At 55.7% G+C, this 21779-nt stretch carries 19 protein-coding genes; 17 read left to right on the top strand and 2 right to left on the bottom strand.

Annotated elements, in window-relative coordinates; translation table 11 throughout:
* Nucleotides 1-109 precede the first annotated feature (109 nt).
* The 15 genes from GQE98_RS03720 to GQE98_RS03650 all read left to right on the top strand — a co-directional run bounded on the left by GQE98_RS03720 (nt 110) and on the right by GQE98_RS03650 (nt 18265).
* Complete coding sequence (locus GQE98_RS03720; protein WP_161314795.1) at nt 110-808, top strand: response regulator transcription factor; 699 nt, start codon at nt 110-112, stop codon at nt 806-808.
* A gap of 21 nt (nt 809-829) precedes the next feature.
* The gene (locus GQE98_RS03715; RefSeq protein ID WP_161314214.1) at nt 830-2500 is read left to right on the top strand and encodes a sensor histidine kinase; all 1671 of its coding nucleotides are present in this window, start codon (nt 830-832) and stop codon (nt 2498-2500) included.
* A 24-nt stretch (nt 2501-2524) separates the two neighbouring features.
* Nucleotides 2525-2956: an HPr kinase/phosphorylase gene (locus GQE98_RS03710; RefSeq protein ID WP_161314212.1), complete on the top strand. Its 432-nt coding sequence runs from the start codon at nt 2525-2527 to the stop codon at nt 2954-2956.
* Nucleotides 2949-3851, top strand: coding sequence for an RNase adapter RapZ (gene rapZ, locus GQE98_RS03705; protein ID WP_161314210.1), 903 nt, complete (start codon nt 2949-2951; stop codon nt 3849-3851). The genes GQE98_RS03710 and rapZ overlap by 8 nt, the downstream gene beginning before the upstream one ends.
* A gap of 37 nt (nt 3852-3888) precedes the next feature.
* Complete coding sequence (locus GQE98_RS03700) at nt 3889-4293, top strand: PTS sugar transporter subunit IIA (RefSeq protein WP_161314208.1); 405 nt, start codon at nt 3889-3891, stop codon at nt 4291-4293.
* A 42-nt stretch (nt 4294-4335) separates the two neighbouring features.
* Nucleotides 4336-4599: an HPr family phosphocarrier protein gene (locus GQE98_RS03695; RefSeq protein ID WP_161314206.1), complete on the top strand. Its 264-nt coding sequence runs from the start codon at nt 4336-4338 to the stop codon at nt 4597-4599.
* Nucleotides 4600-4756: 157 nt separating this feature from the next.
* A complete protein-coding gene (ahcY, locus tag GQE98_RS03690; RefSeq protein WP_161314205.1) occupies nt 4757-6052 on the top strand; it encodes an adenosylhomocysteinase in 1296 nt (431 codons plus the stop codon).
* 114 nt (nt 6053-6166) lie between these two features.
* Nucleotides 6167-8323, top strand: a complete 2157-nt coding sequence (locus GQE98_RS03685) for a PAS domain-containing sensor histidine kinase (RefSeq protein ID WP_161314203.1) — start codon at nt 6167-6169, stop codon at nt 8321-8323.
* A gap of 8 nt (nt 8324-8331) precedes the next feature.
* Nucleotides 8332-8823 carry a tRNA (adenosine(37)-N6)-threonylcarbamoyltransferase complex ATPase subunit type 1 TsaE gene (gene tsaE / locus GQE98_RS03680; RefSeq protein ID WP_161314201.1) on the top strand — a complete coding sequence of 164 codons (492 nt, stop codon included), beginning with the start codon at nt 8332-8334 and terminating at the stop codon, nt 8821-8823.
* Nucleotides 8816-9775, top strand: coding sequence for an aminoglycoside phosphotransferase family protein (locus GQE98_RS03675; RefSeq protein ID WP_161314199.1), 960 nt, complete (start codon nt 8816-8818; stop codon nt 9773-9775). Before tsaE ends, GQE98_RS03675 begins: the two co-directional genes overlap by 8 nt.
* The gene (locus GQE98_RS03670) at nt 9775-10506 is read left to right on the top strand and encodes a sugar phosphate nucleotidyltransferase (RefSeq protein WP_202526064.1); all 732 of its coding nucleotides are present in this window, start codon (nt 9775-9777) and stop codon (nt 10504-10506) included. The genes GQE98_RS03675 and GQE98_RS03670 overlap by 1 nt, the downstream gene beginning before the upstream one ends.
* Complete coding sequence (gene addB, locus GQE98_RS03665; protein WP_161314197.1) at nt 10503-13487, top strand: double-strand break repair protein AddB; 2985 nt, start codon at nt 10503-10505, stop codon at nt 13485-13487. The genes GQE98_RS03670 and addB overlap by 4 nt, the downstream gene beginning before the upstream one ends.
* Nucleotides 13484-16873: a double-strand break repair helicase AddA gene (addA, locus tag GQE98_RS03660; protein WP_161314195.1), complete on the top strand. Its 3390-nt coding sequence runs from the start codon at nt 13484-13486 to the stop codon at nt 16871-16873. The genes addB and addA overlap by 4 nt, the downstream gene beginning before the upstream one ends.
* Before the next feature lie 106 nt (nt 16874-16979).
* Nucleotides 16980-17300: a thioredoxin TrxA gene (trxA, locus tag GQE98_RS03655; RefSeq protein WP_161314193.1), complete on the top strand. Its 321-nt coding sequence runs from the start codon at nt 16980-16982 to the stop codon at nt 17298-17300.
* 77 nt (nt 17301-17377) lie between these two features.
* A complete protein-coding gene (locus tag GQE98_RS03650) occupies nt 17378-18265 on the top strand; it encodes an alpha/beta fold hydrolase (RefSeq protein WP_161314191.1) in 888 nt (295 codons plus the stop codon).
* A 3-nt stretch (nt 18266-18268) separates the two neighbouring features.
* Here the strand turns inward: GQE98_RS03650 and GQE98_RS03645 are convergent, their stop codons facing one another.
* Nucleotides 18269-19762 (bottom strand): AMP nucleosidase, encoded by a 1494-nt coding sequence (locus tag GQE98_RS03645; protein WP_161314189.1) that lies wholly within the window; start codon nt 19760-19762, stop codon nt 18269-18271.
* Between the two features lie 123 nt (nt 19763-19885).
* Here GQE98_RS03645 and GQE98_RS03640 point away from each other — a divergent pair, with 123 nt between their 5' ends.
* Together GQE98_RS03640 and GQE98_RS03635 are read left to right on the top strand one after the other, a co-directional pair.
* Nucleotides 19886-20851: a tRNA dihydrouridine synthase gene (locus tag GQE98_RS03640; RefSeq protein WP_343044157.1), complete on the top strand. Its 966-nt coding sequence runs from the start codon at nt 19886-19888 to the stop codon at nt 20849-20851.
* Nucleotides 20841-21413: a hypothetical protein gene (locus tag GQE98_RS03635; RefSeq protein ID WP_246157147.1), complete on the top strand. Its 573-nt coding sequence runs from the start codon at nt 20841-20843 to the stop codon at nt 21411-21413. Before GQE98_RS03640 ends, GQE98_RS03635 begins: the two co-directional genes overlap by 11 nt.
* Here the strand turns inward: GQE98_RS03635 and GQE98_RS03630 are convergent.
* Nucleotides 21410-21730, bottom strand: coding sequence for a VanZ family protein (locus GQE98_RS03630; protein WP_161314185.1), 321 nt, complete (start codon nt 21728-21730; stop codon nt 21410-21412). The genes GQE98_RS03635 and GQE98_RS03630 overlap by 4 nt on opposite strands.
* Between the last annotated feature and the right edge of the window lie 49 nt (nt 21731-21779).

The raw sequence follows: 21779 nt of genomic DNA, 5'->3' as shown, positions 1-21779 counted from the left end.
CCGGTAAATTCGCCTCGGACATTCTGTTGCCTTAATTTGACTAAATGTAGATGGCAATTAGATGCGACAGATCATACAATAAGGTGATGACATGAATCTGGGGACTGATATGGCCACGAAAGTAGCCTTGGTCGATGACGACCAAAATATCCTGACCACCGTTTCAATTCTTCTGGAAAGCGAAGGATTTGAGGTGGCTAAATATTCGGATGGGGAGGAGGCCTTGAAAGCCTTTGCTGACAACCCGCCGGATCTTGCTGTGCTCGATATCAAGATGCCGCGCATGGACGGGATGGAGCTTTTGAACCGTCTGCGCAGAACTAGCAGCCTGCCGGTGATATTCCTGACCTCCAAGGATGACGAGATTGACGAGTTCCTCGGCCTCAAGATGGGAGCGGACGACTATATTCGCAAACCCTTTTCGCAGCGCTTGCTGGTGGAGCGCATCCGCACGGTTCTCCGGCGGCATGGCGCATCCAAGGAAACCGAAAACGAAGGTGAGGAAGATATCATGCTGCGGGGCAAGCTGAAGCTTGACAGCATCCGCCATACCTGTTTCTGGGATGGCCGGGAAGTGACCCTGACAGTGACCGAATTCATGCTGCTTCATGCGCTGGCGTTGCGCCCGGGCCATGTTAAAAGCCGGGATCAGCTTATGGACGCGGCCTATGATGATAATATTTATGTGGATGATCGCACGATTGACAGCCATATCAAACGGCTGCGCAAGAAGATCAAGGCAACGGACCCCGACTTTTCCGCCATTGAGACATTGTATGGCGTTGGATATCGGTTCAAGGAAAAATAGTACCGAAGCGGTGCAGACTGAATGAACGTGGATCCCAAGCTCCATTTAGGAGACTCAGCTTCTGACGAGAAAAAATCGGAGAATCCGGAGAAAAAGGTAAGGCGTGGCCCCTTTTCCTCTCTTGGTCGCCGGATCATGGCGATCAATCTTTTCTCCGTTGTTTTTCTGGCAGGCGGTATTCTGTACCTTGATCAGTTCCGTGACGGCCTGATCGAGGCGCGGTTCCAGGCCTTGACGACCAACGGCCGGATGATTGCTGGCGCCTTGGGTGAAGCGGCTTTGCAGGAAGTTTCCCTCGACGGGCAGGTGCAGTACTTGACCCTTGATTCCCTGCCCATAAAACGGGTTCTGCGGCGGCTTTCCATTATCACCAACACACCGGCGCTACTATTTGATCGGGAAGGGGTCCTGATCGCTGATAGTCGCCGCCTGATCTCGGCAGGCCGTAACATCGTATCCGAGCAGCTTCCGCCACCGGAAGTCAAAAGCCCCGTACGGCTCTTTTTTGAGGAACTCTATGATGGCTGGGAAAAGTTGTTCCCGACGAAAAATGATTATCCTCTCTTCCCGACGAACCCGATCCCGAGTGCGGCGGATTTCCAGGAAATAGGGACAGCCATAAATGGCGATAATGCCCGGATGACCCGCCAAACATACAAGGGGGAGCTTGTCCTGTCCGTTTCGGTGCCGGTACAGGGGTTCAAGCATATTCTCGGGGGGCTCCTGCTCACGGAAAACGGAAATAGCATTGATGAAGCCGTTCGTTCGGCGCAGGTAACGACCCTCATCGTTTTTGCAGTCACTCTTGTCATTACCCTGCTCCTCTCGCTGTTTCTCGCACGAACCATTGCGTCACCCATTCATGTGCTGGCGGAAGCCGCAGACAAGGTGCGCCGGGGTATTGGCCGACGGATGGTAATCCCCGACTTTTCAGACCGAAAGGATGAAATCGGCGACCTTTCCACCTCATTTCGGGCCATGACATCGGCGCTTTATGACAGACTCGACGCCATTGAGGCCTTTGCAGCGGATGTATCGCATGAACTGAAAAACCCTCTCACCTCGCTTGGAACGGCTGTGCAGGCTTTTGAGCGGGTGAAAGATGAGGAAATACGCGAAAAACTCCGGGCAGTGATCGTCAGCGACGTGAACAGGCTGGACCGGCTGATCACCGATATCTCTGCGGCCAGCCGCCTGGATGCCGAGCTTTCCCGTGCGGAGGGCGAACCGGTCGACCTGATCAAGCTGGTCGAGGGCGTCCTTGACAGCTACCGGACGACGCAGATGTTCACCCCGATATCCTTTGATTTCAAACGGCCTGATAAAGCGGTAAAAATTACGGGTCTGCCCGGAAGGTTGGGGCAGGTTCTGCGGAACCTGATCGATAATGCCATCTCCTTCTCTCCGGAAAATGGTCAGGTGCTGATTCGCCTCAGGAACAACGATGATACGGTTGAAATCAGCATCGAAGATGAGGGGCCGGGCATTCCCGAAAACAAGCTGGATGCCATATTCAGCCGTTTCTATACAGAGCGTCCGAAAGCTGAAGGCTTCGGTCGCCATTCGGGGCTTGGTCTCAGCATCTCCCGATTGATCGTGGAAGCCCATGGCGGCAAGATCACCGCCCGCAACCGCCTGGATGATTCTGGTGAGATAAAGGGCGCGACCTTCCTAATACAGTTGCCAAAATAGGACGTTCTGGCTAGGGTCGGGGCCATGATTAACTGTCACGCAAGTTCTGTTGAAATAGAGGGCAGGGGCGTCTTGTTGCGCGGACCTTCGGGGGCTGGTAAATCAGACTTGTCACTTCGTCTTGTGGATGGCGGAGCCAGGCTTGTTTCAGACGATTATACCGAAATTCACGTGCGCGAGGGCCTGGCCTATCTCAGCCCGCCCGCGGAAATCGTGGGCAAGATCGAAGTGCGCGGCCTTGGACTGATGCCCCTTCCCGCTGTACATGACATTCCTCTTGCGCTTGTCTTCGATCTGATGCCCTATAGCCAGATTGATCGGGTACCGGTTGCTGGATTTGCCGTTTTTGACGGGGTGGAGATACCGTGCCGCGCGCTTGATCCTTTTATGGCGTCCGCGGCAGCGATTGTCCGTCTTGCGCTTCGTCAAAACCCTTTGCTGACAGGTTATGAGTGACATGGACCCCGCGCAATTAACTCCAAATCAGGTGGTTATTGTTTCCGGCCTATCAGGGGCGGGTAAAAGCACAGCGCTTCGCCAGTTTGAAGACATGGGCTGGGAGGTTGCGGACAATATCCCGCTGTCTCTTCTGATGTCGATGGTTGAGGAGGCGGGTGAGGGTGGTGGTGCCAATCTCGCGATCGGAATTGACCTGAGAACACGGGGCTTTTCTATCGAGCAGGTGCTCGGCGTGATTAAGGAGCTGCGTGCCAACGGTTGTGATCCCGTGCGCCTTTTATTCATGGATTGTGACGAGGCCGTTTTGCAGCGGCGTTTTACGGAAACGCGCCGCCGCCACCCCCTGGCTACTGACCGGCCCGTGGGAGACGGAATTCGGTTAGAAAAACAACGGCTGGCCGGCCTGAAGAATGCGGCGGACCTGCGCATTGACAGTACCAACCTCTCCCAGCCTGAGCTGCGGCGCATTCTGACCGGGCATTACAGTTTGCAGCGCGCCTCCCGCCTTTCAGTAACGGTGATGTCCTTTTCCTATGTTAACGGGATTCCGCGCGAAGCCGATTTGATGTTCGATGTCCGCTTCCTGCAGAACCCCTTCTATGACAGCAGGCTTCGGCCGATGACCGGTCAGGATCCTGACGTTGCGGCCTTCATTGCGGGTGATCCGGCATTTAATGATTTCATGGCACAGGTGGAGAAACTCCTACTTCTTTTGTTGCCCCGCTATGTGGAAGAAGGGAAATCCTACCTTACCATTGCCTTCGGCTGTACCGGGGGACGCCACCGGTCTGTGTGCGTGACGGAAAAGATTCATGATCTGGTGGTAAAATCCGGATATTTTGCTAACTTGGTGCATCGCGATTTGGTAGAGACCAGTTTGACAACGAAATAAGGCAACAGATGCCGTTTCAATAAGGAATGAGGGCAATATGATCGGAATGGTTTTGGTGACCCACGGTCGGCTGGCGGAGGAATTCGTCAACGCGACGGAACATGTGGTGGGTCCGCAAACCCAGGTGCGCGCCATATCCATTGGCCCCGATGATGATATGGAGCAGCGGCGTCAGGATATTCTGGCAGCCGTGGACGAGGTGGAAAGCGGCGCCGGAGTGATTATTCTCACCGATATGTTCGGCGGCACCCCCTCCAACCTTGCCATATCCGTGATGGAAAAGGCCAATGTCGAGGTGATCGCCGGTATCAATCTGCCGATGCTGATCAAGCTGGCGAGTATGCGCGGAGAGGATAATATGGCCAATGCCGTCGCCGCGGCGCAGGAATCGGGCCGCAAATATATCAATGTTGCCTCACATCTGTTGGCCGATAAATCCTGACATGTCTGTGCCGAGAACCTATCCAGCAGGAGGCACAGAGCTATGAAACGCGATTTGGTTATCGGCAATACCCGTGGTCTGCATGCTCGTGCCGCCGCCAAATTCGTCAAATGCACGGAAAAATTCGATGCCGATATTCAGGTGATAAAGGGGGAGAATCAGGTCTCCGGCAGCTCGATCATGGGCCTGATGATGCTTGCCGCGGCAAATGGCACGACCATTTCCGTTGAAGTCACAGGGCCCGACTCCGCCGCCGCTCTCGACGCCCTCACCGAGTTGGTCGTCGACAAGTTCGGGGAAGAGTGAAAGACAGACAGAATTTGTCGTTATAACGATATAAATATTTCTTTATATGGATATTGATAAAACGGACCGAGGTTGCTATACAGACAGCAGCTATGGTCGGCCCCGCATGTCCGAGGGCGTTCCGTTTTAATTAGAATTTGACGCGAAAGAGCAGAAAATGACGAAATTTGAAGATTTCAAGGTCGCGGATATGTCGCTGGCCGACTGGGGACGCAAGGAAGTCAAGATTGCGGAAACTGAAATGCCGGGGCTGATGGCGCTCCGCGAGGAATTCGGCGAAAAGAAGCCGCTGAAAGGTGCGCGTATTGCCGGTTGCCTGCATATGACCATTCAGACCGCCGTTCTGATTGAAACCCTGACGGCACTTGGTGCCGAGGTGCGCTGGTCGTCATGCAATATTTTCTCCACTCAGGACCAGGCCGCCGCCGCCATGGCGGCAGCGGGCATTCCGGTTTTCGCCTGGAAGGGCGAAACGGAAGAAGAAGCACACTGGTGCATCGTCCAGACGATCGAAGGTCCTGACGGCTGGCGCCCGAACCTCATTCTCGATGATGGGGGCGATCTTACACAGGTGATGCATGATGACTACCCGGAACTGATGAAAGATGTATTGGGCCTGTCCGAAGAGACAACGACCGGCGTGCATCGCCTCTATGAAATGGCCAAGGCCGGCACGTTGAAAGTTCCGGCGATTAATGTCAACGATTCGGTCACCAAGTCGAAATTCGACAATCTCTATGGCTGTCGCGAAAGCCTGGTTGACGGGATCAAACGCGCAACCGATGTGATGATTGCGGGCAAGGTTGCCGTGGTCTGTGGCTACGGCGATGTTGGCAAGGGATCTTCCGCCTCACTGCGGAGCCAGGGTGCCCGGGTCATGGTCACTGAAATCGATCCGATCTGCGCATTGCAGGCCGCAATGGAAGGCTATGAGGTCGTTACGCTGGATGAAGCCGCAAAATATGGCGATATCTTTGTGACAACGACCGGCAATATCGACGTCATCACGCTCGATCACATGCGGGACATGAAAGATCGGGCCATTGTCTGCAACATTGGTCATTTCGATTCTGAAATCCAGATCAATGCGCTTCGCAATTACGCCTGGCACAATGTCAAGCCACAGGTGGACGAGGTTGAGTTTCCTGATGGCAAGCGCCTGATCGTTCTGGCCGAAGGTCGTCTGGTTAATCTTGGTTGTGCGACGGGTCACCCCAGCTTCGTAATGAGCGCGTCCTTCACCAACCAGGTGCTGGCGCAGATCGAGCTTTGGGAACGTCACGACAACTACAAGAATGAAGTCTATGTGCTGCCCAAACATCTGGATGAGAAGGTTGCGCGGTTGCATCTGGACAAACTGGGTGTACAGCTTACGGAACTGACGACGGAACAGGCAGACTATATCAGCGTGCCTCAAGCCGGGCCGTTCAAGCCGGATCACTATCGCTACTAATTGTGGTTGGGGTGATGCCCTGACAATTTAGGATAAATGGTCGGCGGGGCTATCCCTCCGGCCATTTTTTTTCTATTCTCTTAATAGATGCTGCCGGGCTTTGACGGTGGCACCATGAACAACAGCACCATCATGGTGGGGTGGATAGGCAGAAGCGTTGAGCCGACAAGGATGACAGAAGAATTTACCTCAACACAGCTGGTACTTGTCTGGGTGCTGTCGCTTGCCGTAATTGGCTTGCTGATGGCGTTTTTCGTTATGCGCAAGAAAGCGCTTTCCCTCCTCGCTCAGATTGATCGGGATAATGAAAAACTGCAAACTTCTGAAGAAACCATCGACGCCCTGAAAGCGGATCAGCAACGTTCACAATCAGACATTATCTCGCTGAAATCCTCTCTGGCGACGGCGCGGGAGGAGCGGGACGACTTTATCGAGCTATTGAACGCTGCCCCTATCCCGATTTGGCGTCGGGATCAGAATTCCCGGATAATCTGGCGAAACAGGAAGTATTCCGAAATTGTCGGAATTGACGATGCGGAACCATCGGTGCCGGAACTGGCCCCCAGCCGCGACCCGGACCAGGCGCGAAAGCTGGCGACGAAAGCACGGGTAACCGGCATGACCCAGAGCGAGACCCGGCGTTATATTGTTGATGGTGACCGGGTTAGCTTCAAAATCGTCGAATCCCCGTTGGAATATGAAAACCAGCTTGCGGGATTCGCCCTTGATACCACCGGTGAAGCGAACCTCTCCGCAGAGCTTAAACGGCATATTGACGGCCATGCGGATGTGCTCGAGAATATGGCCAGCGCCATCGCGATCTATGGCGCCGACCAGCGTCTTGAATTTTTTAACCAAACCTATGCCAAGCTTTGGCGGATCAGCGACGATTTTCTTTACAGCAAGCCAACCATCAGTGAAGTGCTGGACAAACAAAGGGAGCTGCGTCGGTTACCTGAGCAGGCGGACTTCGCGTCGTATAAGGAAAAGCGGCGGGCACTCTTTACGACCGTAATTGAAATGCGGGAGGAACTGGTGCAGCTTCCCGACGAGACAGTCCTGCGCAATATCATCACACCGCATCCCTTTGGCGGCCTCCTTTTCATGTCTGAAGATGTGACCGATAAGGTCGTGCTGGAGCGCGCGCGAAATACCCAGATTGCAGTCCAGCGTGCGACACTTGATAATCTGTATGAAGGCGTCGCGGTGTTCGGGTCCGATGCCCGGCTGAAACTCTATAATGCCGCTTATTGCGCGATTTGGGGTTTTAGGAGCGAGGATTTGCAGGAAGATATCCATATATCGCAGATAATTGACCCTTATATTGAAAAAACCGGCGTTGTATGGACGGATGAACTCAGGGAAAAATATATTGCCAATGTTACGCTCCGGGACGCGGCCAGTGGGCGTCTTGAACATCCGGGCGGTAATATCATCGATTATAACCGGGTTCCCCTTCCGGACGGGAATGTGCTCTTCACCTACATTGATGTTACCCATGAACTAAGAGCCCAGCGGGCGCTTCAGGAACGCAATGAGGCCCTGGAAGCCACTGACAAGATGAAAACCGAGTTTGTGGCTAGCGTCAGCCATGAGTTGCGGACTCCATTAAACACCATAATTGGATTTGCCGAGATTCTGGTGAAGGAGTTCTTCGGTCCGCTTAATGACAAACAGGTGGAGTATGGCCGGGGTATTCTGGACAGTTCCGATCATCTTCTATTGTTAATCAACGATATCCTCGATATGGCGAATATCCAGGCGGGCAAGCTGGAGCTGGAAAAAGCACCTATCGATCTTTCGGCAATGCTTCAGAGTGTCGTTACGCTGGTTCAGGAGCGCGCCAAAAAGCGGCATCTTGAGATCAGGACGGAAATCGACCCGGACCTTGGGATTGTCGAGGTGGATGAACGGCGCATCAAGCAGGTGATTTTTAACCTGTTCAGCAATGCCATCAAATTTACCCCGGCTAAAGGAGAGATAGTCCTCGGCGCCAGCAAAACGCCGGAGGGCTATGTCATGAAGGTCAGTGATAACGGCAAGGGTATCGGTGAAGACCAGATTGAGCAGATATTTGAGCGGTTCACCAAAGGCGATACCACCAAGCAGAATGCCGGCGCGGGACTTGGCCTGTCGCTGGTGAAAAGCTTTGTTGAGCTGCATGGCGGCCGTGTAGAGCTGACCTCGCAGGAAAACATCGGGACCACAGTTTTCTGCTATCTTCCCGCAACCATCGCCGGCAGGCCGGCGCAGATGATAGAAAGCTCCTGACGGGCGCCATGACACATTCATTTATTCTCGACAGGCGTGTAAACTCACTTGCCGGTACGGCCAAGCTGGCGGGCAGGATCGCAGAACTTCTGAAACCCGGCGACGTTATTGCTCTTGGTGGTACGTTGGGGGCGGGCAAAACGGCCTTTGTTCGCGCGCTGGTGCGGCAACTCGCGCAGGAGGAAATTGATGTCCCCAGTCCAACCTATAATCTTCTGCTGACCTATGATTTCGATGACTTCTGTCTCTATCACTATGACCTTTACCGCCTTGAGAGCCCGGAAGAGGCGTTTGAACTGGATATTGACGAGGCCTTCGATACAGGGGTTTCACTGATTGAATGGCCGGACCGTCTGGGGAAATATCTGCCCGAAGATCATCTTCTGATCAAAATTGACACGGAAGACGGGGCGAATAGTGACGTTCGGATATTCCGTTTTTTTGGCGCGGAAGCCTGGCGGCAGCGGCTCGCCGACATTGGGGTGGATGACGATGCGTGAGGCTCTTCTATCCGCCTTTCTTGGCAGGAATGGTCTTGACAGCGCGAACAGGTATCCTCTCGCTGGCGACGCCTCCTCCCGGCGGTATGAACGGATAGAGGCGCCTGATAAGACCCTGATCCTGATGGATGCACCGCCGCCGGAAGCGGTGGACGCCTTTGTCGCGATCGGAAGCGCTCTGAACGAGAGAGGCTATAGCGCGCCTGCAATATATGCCAAAGACATCGAGCAGGGATTTTTGCTTCTGGAGGATTTGGGGGATGATCTGTTTGCGCGGTTGATAGCTGCCGGCGCGGATGAAAAGCCGCTCTACCGTCTCGCCGTTGATTTTCTTATTGATCTTGGGAACTCACCCCCGCCACCCTTTCTCCCGGAATTTTCTGACGACTATGTGATGGCGCAGAATGAGATGTTTCTTGATTTTTATGTGCCCGACAAACTCGGTGCGCCGCTCGAGCGGGAGCCGCGGGAGTTTTACCGGGAAATCTGGGAAAACTTGATTCCCAGAATGCGGGTGGGTCCTGATGTAATGCTGCTCCGGGATTTTCACTCGGAAAACCTGATATTTCTTAAGGACCGGGGCGGGGTGGAGGCCCTTGGCCTTCTTGACTTCCAGGATGCCCTGAAGGGCCCTGCCGCCTATGATCTGGTTTCGCTGCTGCAGGATGCGCGGCGTGACGTTGATGAGGTTATGGCGGAGGAGATGGTCTATCACTATCTTGATGAAACCGGCATAAACGAGGTAAGTTTTCGCGAATCCTACGCAATTTTGGGCGCTCACCGGGCGCTTCGGATCATTGGAATCTTCTGCCGCCTTGCAAAGGTCGATGGCAAAAAGCGGTATCTTGAGTTGATCCCGCGCATGCAACGGCATCTTAAAGCAAATCTGGCACATCCGGGCCTCGCGGCTCTTCGCAACTGGTTAATGCTGACCATTGGAGAGGGAAAGTAGTGACAGACCTGCCGGATCTAACAAAAATGCGGGCGATGATCCTGGCAGCCGGGCTCGGGACCCGGTTGCGTCCGATCACGGACAGGACACCGAAACCGCTGGTCAGGGTCGCAGGGCGGGCGTTGATCGACTATTGCCTCGATTTGCTTCGGGTCGCTGGTATTCGCCGGGTCGTCGTGAACAAGCATCATCTGGCGGGGCAGATTGCCGACTTCGTGGGGAATGTCACGGATCTTGATATCAAATTGTCCGACGAGACGGCGGCGTTGCTGGAAACCGGTGGCGGGGTGAAGAAGGCCTTGCCGGTTCTGGGGAAGGACCCTTTTTATGTGCTTAACTCCGATGTAATTGTTCTGGATAGCGGCACGAGTTCCCTTAAGGAAATGCATGACGTCTGGGATGGCGAGAAAATGGATGCGCTTCTATTGCTGCATCCGGTTGAAACCGCCGTCGGCTATGCGGGGGGCGGAGATTTTCATCTGGGCACGGATGGCAGTCTGACCCGCCGACAAAAAGGAGAGGGCGCGCCCTATCTCTTTACGGGCGTTCAGATTTTAAACCCGAAGCTCTTCGAGGATACTCCCGGCGGGGCGTTTTCGCTCAACCTTCTCTATGACAAGGCGCTGGAGAACGGACGGCTTTTTGGCCTCGTTCATCAGGGGCACTGGCTGCATGTGGGCACGCCGGAGGCGCTGGAAGAGGCAAGCGACAGGATAGGAAAACTATCATGAAGGAGCAACGGACATCACCCCGGATCCTCAATATTCCGCCAGAGTATGCCTTCGTCGATGTCCTTGCCAAGGAACTATTGCGGCGCCATGGCGCCACTAGCCAGTCTCTTGGCGAAATCACCATCCTGACGACAACGCGCCGCGCCGCGCGGGCCTTGCAAAGCGCGTTTCTCCGGGAGACAGAGGGTAGACCGTTGATGTTACCCCGGATGCGTCCCATCGGCGACGTCGAAGAGGATGAGCTGCTGTTGGAAAGTGATATCGGCATTGGTGGCGTGGGAGAAAAGCTGTTGTCTCTACCCCCGGCGATTGATCCGCTGCGGCGGCAGTTATTGCTAAGCCGCCTGATCCAGGCCCGGAACGATAGCGCAGGCAGCATTGCGGAAGCCGCGGGGCTTGCCACCGCCCTCGCCCGCTTTCTGGATCAGATACAGACGGAAGGGCTGGATCTTGCGGATCTTGAAAAGCTGGTTCCCTCTGAGTATGCGGCGCATTGGCAGATTACGCTGGAATTTCTTGAAATCCTCAGCCTGAACTGGCCGGCCATCCTCTCGGAAGAAGGGGCAATTGATCCGGCCCTGCGGCGGGATCTACTGCTCCGGGCGCAAGTGGCTCATTGGCAGGAAAAGCCACCCGAGGGGCCTGTTTACGCGGTGGGGTCCACCGGTTCCATCCCGGCAACGGCACTTTTGTTGAAAACCGTCGCGGAATTGCCGAACGGAACCGTTGTCTTGCCCGGTCTCGATCGCCATCTTGATACAGAAAGCTGGCAAACCCTGCGTCGCGATCCCACCCATCCCCAACATGGCCTCGCCCTGCTTTTGGATAAGCTCGGGGTTTCACGGGACGATGTCGTGGACCTTGTTGACGAAAACTGCCGGTCCTCCGCGACGGCGCGGGCGGCGTTGCTTGCCGAGGCATTAAGACCGGCGGCGACGAGTGACCAGTGGCAGCAGGCGGCCGTTCCGGTAAAGGCCGCACTTGAGGGGGTCCGTCGTCTCGATTGCCTGGATGCGCAAAGTGAGGCGCAGTCGATTGCCCTTCTAATGCGGCAAGCCCTGGAAACTGACGGCAAGACGGCGGTTCTGATCACGCCTGATCGCGACCTTTCCCGCCGTGTGGGAACGGAGTTGCGCCGGTGGGACATTGATGTCGATGACAGCGCCGGGATCAGCCTTGATCAATCTCCACCCGGTGTGTTTCTGCGCCTTCTCGCCCGTCTAATCGAAAGTGAGGCGGAACCGGTCGCCCTTCTGGCCGCGCTCAAGCATCCACTGGCGGCGGGCGGCAGCGCGCCAGAGCAATTCCGGCGCCATGTTCGTGCGTTGGAGCGCGCTGCCTTGCGTGGACCGCGCCCTGCTTCCGGCTTCGATGGTATCGCGGGGGCACTCTCGATGAGTTCGGCGGACGAGGACGTCAAGAGCTGGTTTCAAGATTTGGCTGCCATGGCCGCGCCGCTGGAGGCGCTTGTTCGTCACGAGCATGTTGATTTTACGGAATTCCTGACGGCTTTCATTCGGTTTGCGGAGGTTATGTCAATGCCGGCGGAGGCGGAAGGACCAGCGCTGTGGCGCGGAAATTTTGGCGATGCGACGGCGAATTTCATCTCGGAACTTTTGCGCGCTGCCGATGTCCTGGTGGATTTTGATCCGACCGCCTGGCCGGAACTTCTTGATAACCTGATGCGCGGGCGTATGGTGCGGCCGCAGTACGGCCTCCATCCCCGCTTGCAAATCTGGGGCCCGATCGAGGGTCGGCTGGGCCGTGCTGATCTTGTTATTCTTGGCGGGCTTAATGAAGGAAGCTGGCCTCCCGATGCGGGGAACGATCCCTGGATGAGCCGCCCGATGCGTGAAAAATTCGGTCTTCCGCTTCCTGAACAGAAGATTGGCCTCTCCGCCCATGACTTCCAGCAGGCCTTCGGCGCACGAGAGGTCGTGATGACGCGGGCTGGAAAAATAGACGGTACGCCCACGGTTCCCTCCCGCTGGCTTTTGCGGCTGGAGACGTTTCTTAAGAAATTTGACATGGCGCTGGACAAGGGCGCGGCACAGGCGATTTTCGACTGGCAACAGCAGCTTGACCAGCCGGTGGTGGTTCAGCCCATCCTGGCACCCCGCCCGACCCCGCCCGTAGATGCGCGACCACGCCGTCTGTCTGTCACCCGTATTGAGAAATGGATTAAGGACCCCTATTCGATTTTTGCTGAGCAAATCCTTAAACTCTCCCCGTTGGATGATATCTCGACAGATCCGTCCGCTGCGGACAAGGGAACCTTTATTCATGCCGCGTTGGAAGACTTCATAAACTATTACCCGGTGCAACTGCCGCCCGATGCGCGGGAGAAGTTACTGGAATTTGGCCGCGACGCCTTTGGTGATGTGTTGTCCTATCCAACCGTCTGGGCCTTCTGGTGGCCGCGGTTTGAACGGATTGCGGATTGGTTTATCGAGTTTGAGACGGCCCGCCGCAAAAAGTTCAAGACCTTGGGTACCGAGGTAAAGGGACAGATTAAAATTCCGGCGCCGCACGCGGACTTTGTGCTTAGCGGTACTGCCGATCGTATTGACGCGTTGCTTGTGGACGGCAGTCTTTCCATTGTCGATTACAAGACGGGGGCGCCACCGTCGATCCGCGAAGTGGAAACCGGCGTTGCGCCGCAGTTGGCACTGGAGGCGGCAATGCTGGCACGCAATGGCTTTCCCGATACTGCGGTAGCCCCGGTTGAGGAGCTTGCCTATATCCGTTTGAGCGGGAGTGATCCCGCCGGGGAGTTTCGGACCGCTGGTGGGAAAAAGGCGCCGCCGGCTGAAACTTTGGCGAATGAAGCTTACGACGGCCTGCTGCGCCTGATCGCGCAGTTCGACCGGCAGGCGACACCTTATTTAAGCTGCCCCCGTCCAGATCTGCCATACCGTTTCAATGACTATGAGCACCTAGCGCGGGTCAAGGAATGGTCGAGCGGGGAGGATCAGGAATGAGTTTAACTGATCTTGTCGAAAACGGCATCGCCCGACAGAAACAGGCGGCGGATCCGGGAAAATCGGTCTGGGTGTCCGCCTCCGCCGGGTCAGGCAAGACGCGGGTGCTGGTGGAGCGGAGCCTGCGGCTGATGCTAGCCGGGACGCCACCTGAGAAAATTCTCTGTATCACCTTCACAAAGGCGGCAGCCGCGGAAATGTCAAATCGGCTGAATGCCATGCTGGGCGATTGGTCAGTGATGGATGATGCCCGTCTCGCAGAAAGCTTGCGGGACTTGATGGGCCGACCCGCCACGGATGCAGAGACGATCTGGGCGCGGCGGCTGTTCGCGAGCGTACTGGATGCGCCGGGTGGCCTCAAGATCCAGACGATCCATTCTTTTTGCGAATCCGTGCTTGGCCGCTTCCCCCTGGAAGCACAATTGTCACCCAATTTCGAAGTGATGGATGACCGCAGCGCCAATGAAATCATGCAGATCGCCCGCGATGATACGCTTCTTGAATGCCAGAGGCCGGAAAATGCGGCCCTTGGCGCCGCCCTGCGACTGGTCAGCGAAAAGGTCAATGAGGACGGCTTTTCCAAGCTTCTGAAGGATATTGGGGATAAGCGCAGCCAGCTAATGCGTCTTCGTCGCGATTATGGCGGGGTAAATGCCGCCATCAAGGGACTAGCTGGGAGAATAGGGATTGATCCTGACCTTACGGAAGATCACCTGATCAGTCGCGCCTGCCGGGAGACGACCTTTGATGGTCCGGCTCTTCGCCGTGCCGTCGACCGTCTGCTGATGGGCAGCAAGACGGATGTCGCAACGGCGGAGAAAATGGCGCCATGGCTCCTCCAGCCGGATCGGAGGGCGGCCCTGTTTGACGAGTACTGTCTGGCGTTTTTTACCCAGAAACAGGAATTCCGGGCGCGGTTTGTGACCGAGAAAGTGGCCAAGGCCAACCCAGAGATTGTTGATACCCTGCAGGAAGAGGCAGAACGGCTACAGAAGGTGCGAGAGAGCGTCAAGAAGGCGCGGGTGCAGACGTCGACTGCCGCCCTGATCCGGCTTGGCATGGCCCTGGTCGATCGATATGAGGAGGAAAAATCCCGGCGCGGGCGGCTAGACTATGACGATCTTATCCTGAAAACCCGCGATCTTCTGACCGGTGACGGCGTGGCGCCCTGGGTGATGTTCAAGCTTGATGGCGGTATCGAACATATTCTGGTCGATGAGGCGCAGGATACGAGCGCTGAGCAGTGGCAGGTAATTGCGGCCCTTGCCGAGGAGTTCTTCGCAGGAAAGGGCGCCTTGGAGACGGAACGGACCCTCTTTGTCGTCGGCGATGAAAAGCAATCAATATATTCTTTTCAAGGGGCGGACCCCGCGACCTTTGACGTTATGCGACGCCAGTTCGAGGAACGGGCTCTGGCCGCGAATAAGGGCTGGCAGAATGTGCCGCTCGACCTGTCGTTTCGTTCCACGGAACGGGTGCTTGATCTTGTCGACCGGGTGTTCGCGGATGAGCCAGCACGCAAGGGCCTAACTGCGGCGGGCGATATGATAAAACATCTTGTCCGGCGGGCGGGAGAGGCAGGTCTTGTGGAAATCTGGCCGACAGTCAAGCCGCCGGAGGTTGAGGCCGCTGATCCTTGGGATATGCCGATGGCACAGAATCTCGATAAAAATCCCGCAGCGCAGTTGGCCAAGAACATTGCCCTGCAAATTCGCGACTGGCTCGATAAGGGGGAGGTCCTGAGTGCGACGGGGCGACCAGTTGAACCAAGGGACATCATGATTTTGGTGCAGAGCCGGAACGCTTTCTTCGCGCATATTGTCCGCGCCCTGAAACTGGCGGATATTCCGGTTGCCGGGGCCGACCGGATGGTACTGACCGAGCAACTCGCCGTGATGGACCTGCTGGCGCTGGCGCGTTTTGTCCTGTTGCCGGAAGACGATCTTAACCTCGCCGTTATTTTGAAAAGCCCGTTCGTCGGGTGCGATGATAACCAGCTGTTCGAACTTGCTTACGGTCGCAAGGATAGCCTGTGGCGCGCCCTGCGGGATAACAGGACGGGGTTGCCGGTTTTCGATAAGGCGCGGGCATTTCTGGGTGAATTGCTCTCGCGGGCGGATTTTGTGCCTGTTTACGAGTTTTTCGCCGATATTCTCGGTCGGCTTGGCGGTCGCAAGAAACTGCTTGGTCGGCTTGGGCAGGAAGCGGCGGACCCGATCGAGGAATTTCTCTCGCTGGCATTGAATTTCCAGCGAACGGAAGCCAGCTCCCTGCAGGCTTTTCTGCACTGGATCGGCGCGGGCGCGTCGGAAATCAAGCGGGATATGGAGCAGGGACGTAATGAAGTCCGGGTGCTGACTGTGCATGGATCGAAAGGCCTTCAGGCGCCCATTGTCTTCCTGCCTGATACCTGTCAGGGGACCCGTTCCCAGCCGTCTATTTTCTGGACGGAAGAGGAAGCACCCTTTCCGCTCTGGCCGGTGAAGACTGAGAATGATGATCCGCTTACCGCGCGGATGCGTCAGCTCGCGAAGGATCGACAGCTCGAAGAGAAGAAGCGGCTCCTTTATGTCGCACTGACCCGGGCGGAGGACCGGCTTTATATCTGCGGTTGGGAAGGGAAAAATAGTCGCCCGGCTGATTGCTGGTACGAATTGATTGATCCGGCCTTCGGGGAAGGGGTCGAGGAAGTGGAGCTCCCCTGGGGTGAAGTAGCGCGGCGCTGGTCAAGCGGAACCGTAACCGAGCGGGAGGAGGCACCCGATATCGTGCCTGTGACGCCTGCGCCCCTGCCGGACTGGATTTCCCGCCCCGCCCCGGAAGAGCCGGTGCCACCGCGGCCGCTGGTGCCCTCACGCGAGGAGGACGAGACAATCGCCTCGTCTCCGCTTGGAGTTGATAACGGTCAGCGGTTCCATCGCGGGCTCCTTGTGCACCGATTGCTGGAGACACTTCCTGCGATAAATCCGGAAGATCGGGAACAGGCGGCGAAAGCCTGGCTGGCCCGGCCGCTTCACGGCCTGGATGAGGCGCGCCGGGATGATATCTTGCGCGAGACCCTCAATGTGATCAATGATCCCGGGTTTTCTGCTATTTTCGGTCCTGATAGCCGGGCAGAGGTCCCTATTAGTGGCGTGATCGACGGGCGTGTTTTGTCCGGGCAGATTGACCGCTTGCTTGTCAGCGAAGAAGAGATTCTCATCATTGATTACAAGACGAACCGCCCGTCACCGACGGAAATCGAGGCAGTTCCGGCCATGTATCTGAGGCAGATGTCTCTCTACCGGCGCGCGTTAATGGGCATGTATCCCGGAAAAGTGGTAAAATGCGCCCTTCTCTGGACTGAAGGACCACATCTTATGGTGTTGCCGGAGGCGGTACTGTGATCTTGTTCACTTGACGATAGGACAGGTGATACGTAATTATAGGGATAGGAAGTTTCCGCCGGGGTGCCGGAGAGCTTTTAATCTTTTTGTCTGAAATGAGGATATTATGACCACTACGAAAGTCACCGACGCTTCTTTTAAAGAGGATGTCCTAGATAGTTCCGGCCTGGTGCTGGTCGATTTCTGGGCCGAATGGTGCGGTCCTTGTAAACAGATTGCCCCGGCCCTTGATGAGATCTCCCAGGAAATGGGGAGTGATCTGAAGGTTGCCAAAATCAATATCGACGAGAACCCGAATACGCCGACAAAATACGGTGTGCGCGGTATCCCGACCCTGATGCTGTTCAAGGATGGCCAGATTGCGGCGACAAAAGTCGGTGCCTCGCCAAAAAGTGCCATTGAAGACTGGATCAAGTCAGCTGGCTGATTGAAGTATCAGATTAAACAGAACAAAAAGCGGATCTTTCGGGTCCGCTTTTTTCTTACGGAAGCGGGGACAACAGGATGGCAAAGCTGATTAGTAATAACCTCTCACTGGAATATGAGAGCTTTGGCGCGCCCTCGGACCCTACGGTAATACTGATAGCCGGACTGGGGTTTCAGTTAATCGACTGGCCAACAGAGTTCTGTGAGGCGATAGCGGCGCAAAATTTTCATGTTGTCCGGTTTGATAACCGGGATATCGGCCTTTCCCAGAAACTGGAGGAAAAAGGTATTCCCGATATGGTGCGCCTCATGCAGCAACTTCAAACGGGAGAGGCGCCGACAGTTCCGTATCATTTGAGTGATATGGCGGCCGATGTGGCAGGCCTGATGGACGGGCTGGAAATTGATGCTGCGCATATGGTCGGAATGTCGATGGGCGGAATGATCGCCCAGTTGATGGCGATTTTTTACCCCGAAAAGCTGCACTCCCTTACCTCCATCATGTCGTCGAGTGGAAACCGCCATTTACCGCCGTCGACCCCGGCGGCGACTTCCGTCCTGATGTCGGCCCCGGCGAGCCAGGCCGTTGAAGACGTGGTGGAATTCGGTCTTCAGGTAAATGATGTGATCGGCAGCCCGGGCTTTCGCTGGAACCGTGATGCGTTGAAAGATCATATTCGGGCTTGCGTCACACGGAATTACTCACCAAGCGGATATTTGCGGCAATATGCAGCGGTTATGGCCTCAAATCCCCGGGTATCGGAACTTCCTGGCGTCACGACGCCAACTTTGGTGATCCACGGAAAGGATGATCCGCTGGTTCCTTACGCGGCCGGAGAGGATACGGCGCGGCTGATCCCGGATGCAAAGCTGGAACTGGTGGACGGTATGGGCCATGACCTGTCACCCGCCCTGTGTGTGCATCTCGCGGACCTTCTGATCCCTCATCTTGCCGCCAACCGATAATTCCTATCGGAAGGCCGGCTCATCAAAACTCCTGAGCTTGCGCGAATGGAGACTTTCGACACCCTGAAGGCGGAGCTGCTGGAGCGTATCGATGCCGATATGCAGATGCTTGGCGGTTCGCCCTTCATAGAATTTATTAGCCATTCCGGGCAGTTTGATCTCCCCGTGGATCGGCTTGTCGGAAACGCAAAGCAGGGTGCCGTAGGGTACACGGAAGCGAAAACCGTTCGCGGCGATGGTGGCCGATTCCATATCCACTGCGATGGCGCGGGTCTGATTGAACCGGATCGCGAGTTCCTTGTGACGCAGTTCCCAGTCCCGGTCATCCGTTGTATAAACGGTTCCGGTGCGGAAATGTTCCTTGATATCCGCGGTGGTACTGATGCCGTCGGAGGCGCGCGCCACGGCCGTGGTAAGGGCCACTTGTATCTCGGCAATAGCGGGGAGCGGAACGGAGGGGTGAATATCCTCATCCAGCACATGATCCTCCCGCACATAGGCATGGGCAAGAACGAAATCGCCGAGCCGCTGTGTATGCCGGAGACCGCCGCAATGACCGACCATGAGCCAGCAATGGGGCCGGAGAACGGCTACATGATCGGTAATGGTCTTCGCATTCGCCGGTCCCACGCCGATATTGACCAGCGTAATACCCATATGCCGATCGGCGACAAGATGATAGGCAGGCATTTGGGGCAGATGGGTTGGCGCAACGCCGCTCGCAGGATCATCCGTCAGGTTTGGGTTCGGTGTAACGACATTACCCGGCTCAACAAAGGCGCGGTATTCCTTGCCGTCAAGAACCTGCTTCTTGCCGTAGTCGATGAACTCATCCACATAGCGCTGGTAGTTGGTAAACAGAACGAATCGCTGGAAATGCTCTGGCACGGTACCGGTATAATGGGCCAGCCGGGCGAGTGAATAATCCACCCGCTCCGCCGAGAAAAGCGAGAGCGGCCGGGGAGTCCCATTGATCGGGACATTCGTTCCATTGGCGATGCTGTCGTTGATATTGGCAAGTTCGGGCATGGTGAAAATCGACTGTAACGCGGGCATATCATTGGCGGAAACATCGGAGGAGGCTGCCTCTATCACAAAGGGAAGTGGCATCTGGCGCATGCTTAGCCCCACATAGACAGGCCGCTGATGATTTTTCAGGATCAGCCGGATTTGTTCCTTGTAATAGCTTTCGAACAGTTCCGGTTGTGTCAGCGTCGTCCCGAAGGTTCCCGCAGCGTCAATCTTGCCGTAAGATCGCTTGCCTGTACGATTGATGTCAGTGGAGTCGACCGTAAGGCCAAGATAGGGGTAATAAGCAGGTTCGGCGGGGCTGGTTTTGTCTCCTGCCTCAAAGGCGCTGAAGCGGGTTTTCACCTTCGCGGCATTTTCTTCATACAGGGCCTTGATCCGCTCATAGGCGGCGTTTTCATCGGTGAATTCCTGAAGATCCGTTACATTTCCGTGTAGAAGGTCTTCACCATTCAGAAACTCACTCATATATGTCTTCCTTTTGCCGTGAACTGCCCCTATGACAGTTCTATAATTTATATCTTTGTCTTCATTGGCATTTTACCATTAAAATATGACAAGGAAAATAGAGGAAAAGACGCTTTGGCAACGGTGACGCTGGCCCCTATGGAGGGGGTCGTCGATGTTTATATGCGCGATATTCTGACGCGGATCGGAGGCTTTGATCTATGCGTGTCCGAATTCGTCCGTGTCAGCCAGCATCTTTATCCTGCTTCTGTTTTCTATTCCCTCTGCCCGGAACTGCAAAACGGCGGTAAAACCGCGGCAGGTGTCCCCGTCCATGTTCAGATCATGGGGGGAGAAACCCATGTAATGGCGGAGAATGCGGCCTTTGTCGCGGAGCTCGGTGCGCCGGGGATTGATATCAACTTCGGCTGCCCGGCCAAGACCGTCAACCGTCATAATGCCGGGGCAACCCTTCTGCAGTGGCCGGACCGATTGTTTGACATTGTCTCTGCGGTTCGCCGCGCGGTGCCGGACACTATCCCGGTCAGCGCCAAGATGCGCCTCGGGTTTGCGGAAAAATCTCTGGCGCTTGAAAATGCCGTCGCCATCGCAGAGGCTGGGGCGGAAAAGCTCACTATACACGCCCGCACGAAGATGGAGGGATATCGTCCACCGGCCCATTGGCACTATCTTCGGCCCATTACCGAACGGCTTTCCATCCCGGTTGTGGCAAATGGGGAAATCTGGACACCAGCAGATTATGTCAGCTGTCGTGATGCCAGTGGCTGCGCCGATGTGATGATTGGCCGGGGTGTTATTGCCCGTCCGAGCCTTGGCCAGGAAATCGCTCAGTTGCGCAAAGAACCAAAAATAGGAACTGCCTTTAATTGGTCGCAAATCCTTAGCATACTTGTGGAATATCATGATCTTATCGAGGGTATGGCCAATCCACCAAGGCAGGCGGGACGGTTGAAGCAATGGATAAAGCTGCTTTCCCGCAGCTATGAAGAGGCCGGAGCGCTGTTCACGCGCATTCGCCGGTTTGAGGATCCGCGGGATATTCTGGCAGAGGTCGTATTAACACGTGAGAGAGTTTTGGATGCCGCGTAATAAGGGAGATAAAATGCCGGAGGGGAATTTGATGGGTGGAATGTCTCGGTCTGGACGGAGGCCGGGCCTATTTCGTGGCTTGGCCGCTCTCGCGGCGTCTCTTTTTCTGATAACGAGCTGCGTCATGCCGCCGCCCGCCCCGCCGCTGCATGAAGCACTCCTTCAGGAAACCGGATATCAATTAGGCGGAAAAGGCCCTGAGGATGGCAGGGGACGGCCGGAATGCGCCGCCGAAAGCCGCTATGATGGGCCTGATGGCCCGTTATTACTGCTGATCTGCGTGGCGCCCCTTGACGGACATGACAGTCGAATTCGATACCGTGTCAGCTATACGCCGCCGGAGGCAGGGCATCGGATCTGGAAGATTGACGCCTCTATCCCTGACGCAACCACACAGGACCTCGATATCCTGAATAGCCTGGATATGAAGTACGGGCCCGGTCGCAAGCTGACGGCAACGCAGACCTGGCGCTGGCATTTGGAGACCGCCTATCTTGAAGTCCGGGAGGACCAATATGGCGTTCATTTCATGCTGTGGGACCGCAGCCTGCGGCAAAGTTAAAGGTGGACTTTTCGGCGGAGGTATTGAAAGGCCAAGGCCGACAGGCCCATTCCTGCGATGATCCCGGATAAATTTGCAACAATGTCCAAAAGTTCGAAATTCCGACCGGTAAAGGGTTGCAGAAATTCGACAAGAATGCTTACCATCAATGTAAGTACACAAAGTATAAAACGTTGCCGCCAGTTTCGGCCTGCATGGCACGCTGCGATGGCGAGAAGTGCATACGCGGTGAAGTGCCGGACCTTGTCATTGAACAGATGAGAGAAATCCGGTTCATTACCCGGCGGGAGCAGGGAGAGGATAACCAGGGACAGCATTCCCGCTCCCCAAAGAAAATATGCAATTCGGTAACTATTTAAATTATGA

The organism is Sneathiella litorea (assembly GCF_009882915.1).
Taxonomy (GTDB): domain Bacteria; phylum Pseudomonadota; class Alphaproteobacteria; order Sneathiellales; family Sneathiellaceae; genus Sneathiella; species Sneathiella litorea.
The sequence above is the reverse complement of the archived record's forward strand: the minus strand, read 5'-3'. Positions and strand labels throughout refer to the sequence as shown.

Excerpts from the sequence above, each read along its gene's own strand:
- GQE98_RS03720 (WP_161314795.1), top strand. The coding sequence starts at position 110 with ATGGCCACGAAAGTAGCCTTGGTCGATGACGACCAAAATATCCTGACC.
- GQE98_RS03715 (WP_161314214.1), top strand. The coding sequence starts at position 830 with ATGAACGTGGATCCCAAGCTCCATTTAGGAGACTCAGCTTCTGACGAG.
- GQE98_RS03710 (WP_161314212.1), top strand. The coding sequence starts at position 2,525 with ATGATTAACTGTCACGCAAGTTCTGTTGAAATAGAGGGCAGGGGCGTC.
- rapZ (WP_161314210.1), top strand. The coding sequence starts at position 2,949 with ATGAGTGACATGGACCCCGCGCAATTAACTCCAAATCAGGTGGTTATT.
- GQE98_RS03700 (WP_161314208.1), top strand. The coding sequence starts at position 3,889 with ATGATCGGAATGGTTTTGGTGACCCACGGTCGGCTGGCGGAGGAATTC.
- GQE98_RS03695 (WP_161314206.1), top strand. The coding sequence starts at position 4,336 with ATGAAACGCGATTTGGTTATCGGCAATACCCGTGGTCTGCATGCTCGT.
- ahcY (WP_161314205.1), top strand. The coding sequence starts at position 4,757 with ATGACGAAATTTGAAGATTTCAAGGTCGCGGATATGTCGCTGGCCGAC.
- GQE98_RS03685 (WP_161314203.1), top strand. The coding sequence starts at position 6,167 with ATGAACAACAGCACCATCATGGTGGGGTGGATAGGCAGAAGCGTTGAG.
- tsaE (WP_161314201.1), top strand. The coding sequence starts at position 8,332 with ATGACACATTCATTTATTCTCGACAGGCGTGTAAACTCACTTGCCGGT.
- GQE98_RS03675 (WP_161314199.1), top strand. The coding sequence starts at position 8,816 with ATGCGTGAGGCTCTTCTATCCGCCTTTCTTGGCAGGAATGGTCTTGAC.
- addB (WP_161314197.1), top strand. The coding sequence starts at position 10,503 with ATGAAGGAGCAACGGACATCACCCCGGATCCTCAATATTCCGCCAGAG.
- addA (WP_161314195.1), top strand. The coding sequence starts at position 13,484 with ATGAGTTTAACTGATCTTGTCGAAAACGGCATCGCCCGACAGAAACAG.
- trxA (WP_161314193.1), top strand. The coding sequence starts at position 16,980 with ATGACCACTACGAAAGTCACCGACGCTTCTTTTAAAGAGGATGTCCTA.
- GQE98_RS03650 (WP_161314191.1), top strand. The coding sequence starts at position 17,378 with ATGGCAAAGCTGATTAGTAATAACCTCTCACTGGAATATGAGAGCTTT.
- GQE98_RS03645 (WP_161314189.1), bottom strand. The coding sequence starts at position 19,762 with ATGAGTGAGTTTCTGAATGGTGAAGACCTTCTACACGGAAATGTAACG.
- GQE98_RS03635 (WP_246157147.1), top strand. The coding sequence starts at position 20,841 with ATGCCGCGTAATAAGGGAGATAAAATGCCGGAGGGGAATTTGATGGGT.
- GQE98_RS03630 (WP_161314185.1), bottom strand. The coding sequence starts at position 21,730 with ATGCTGTCCCTGGTTATCCTCTCCCTGCTCCCGCCGGGTAATGAACCG.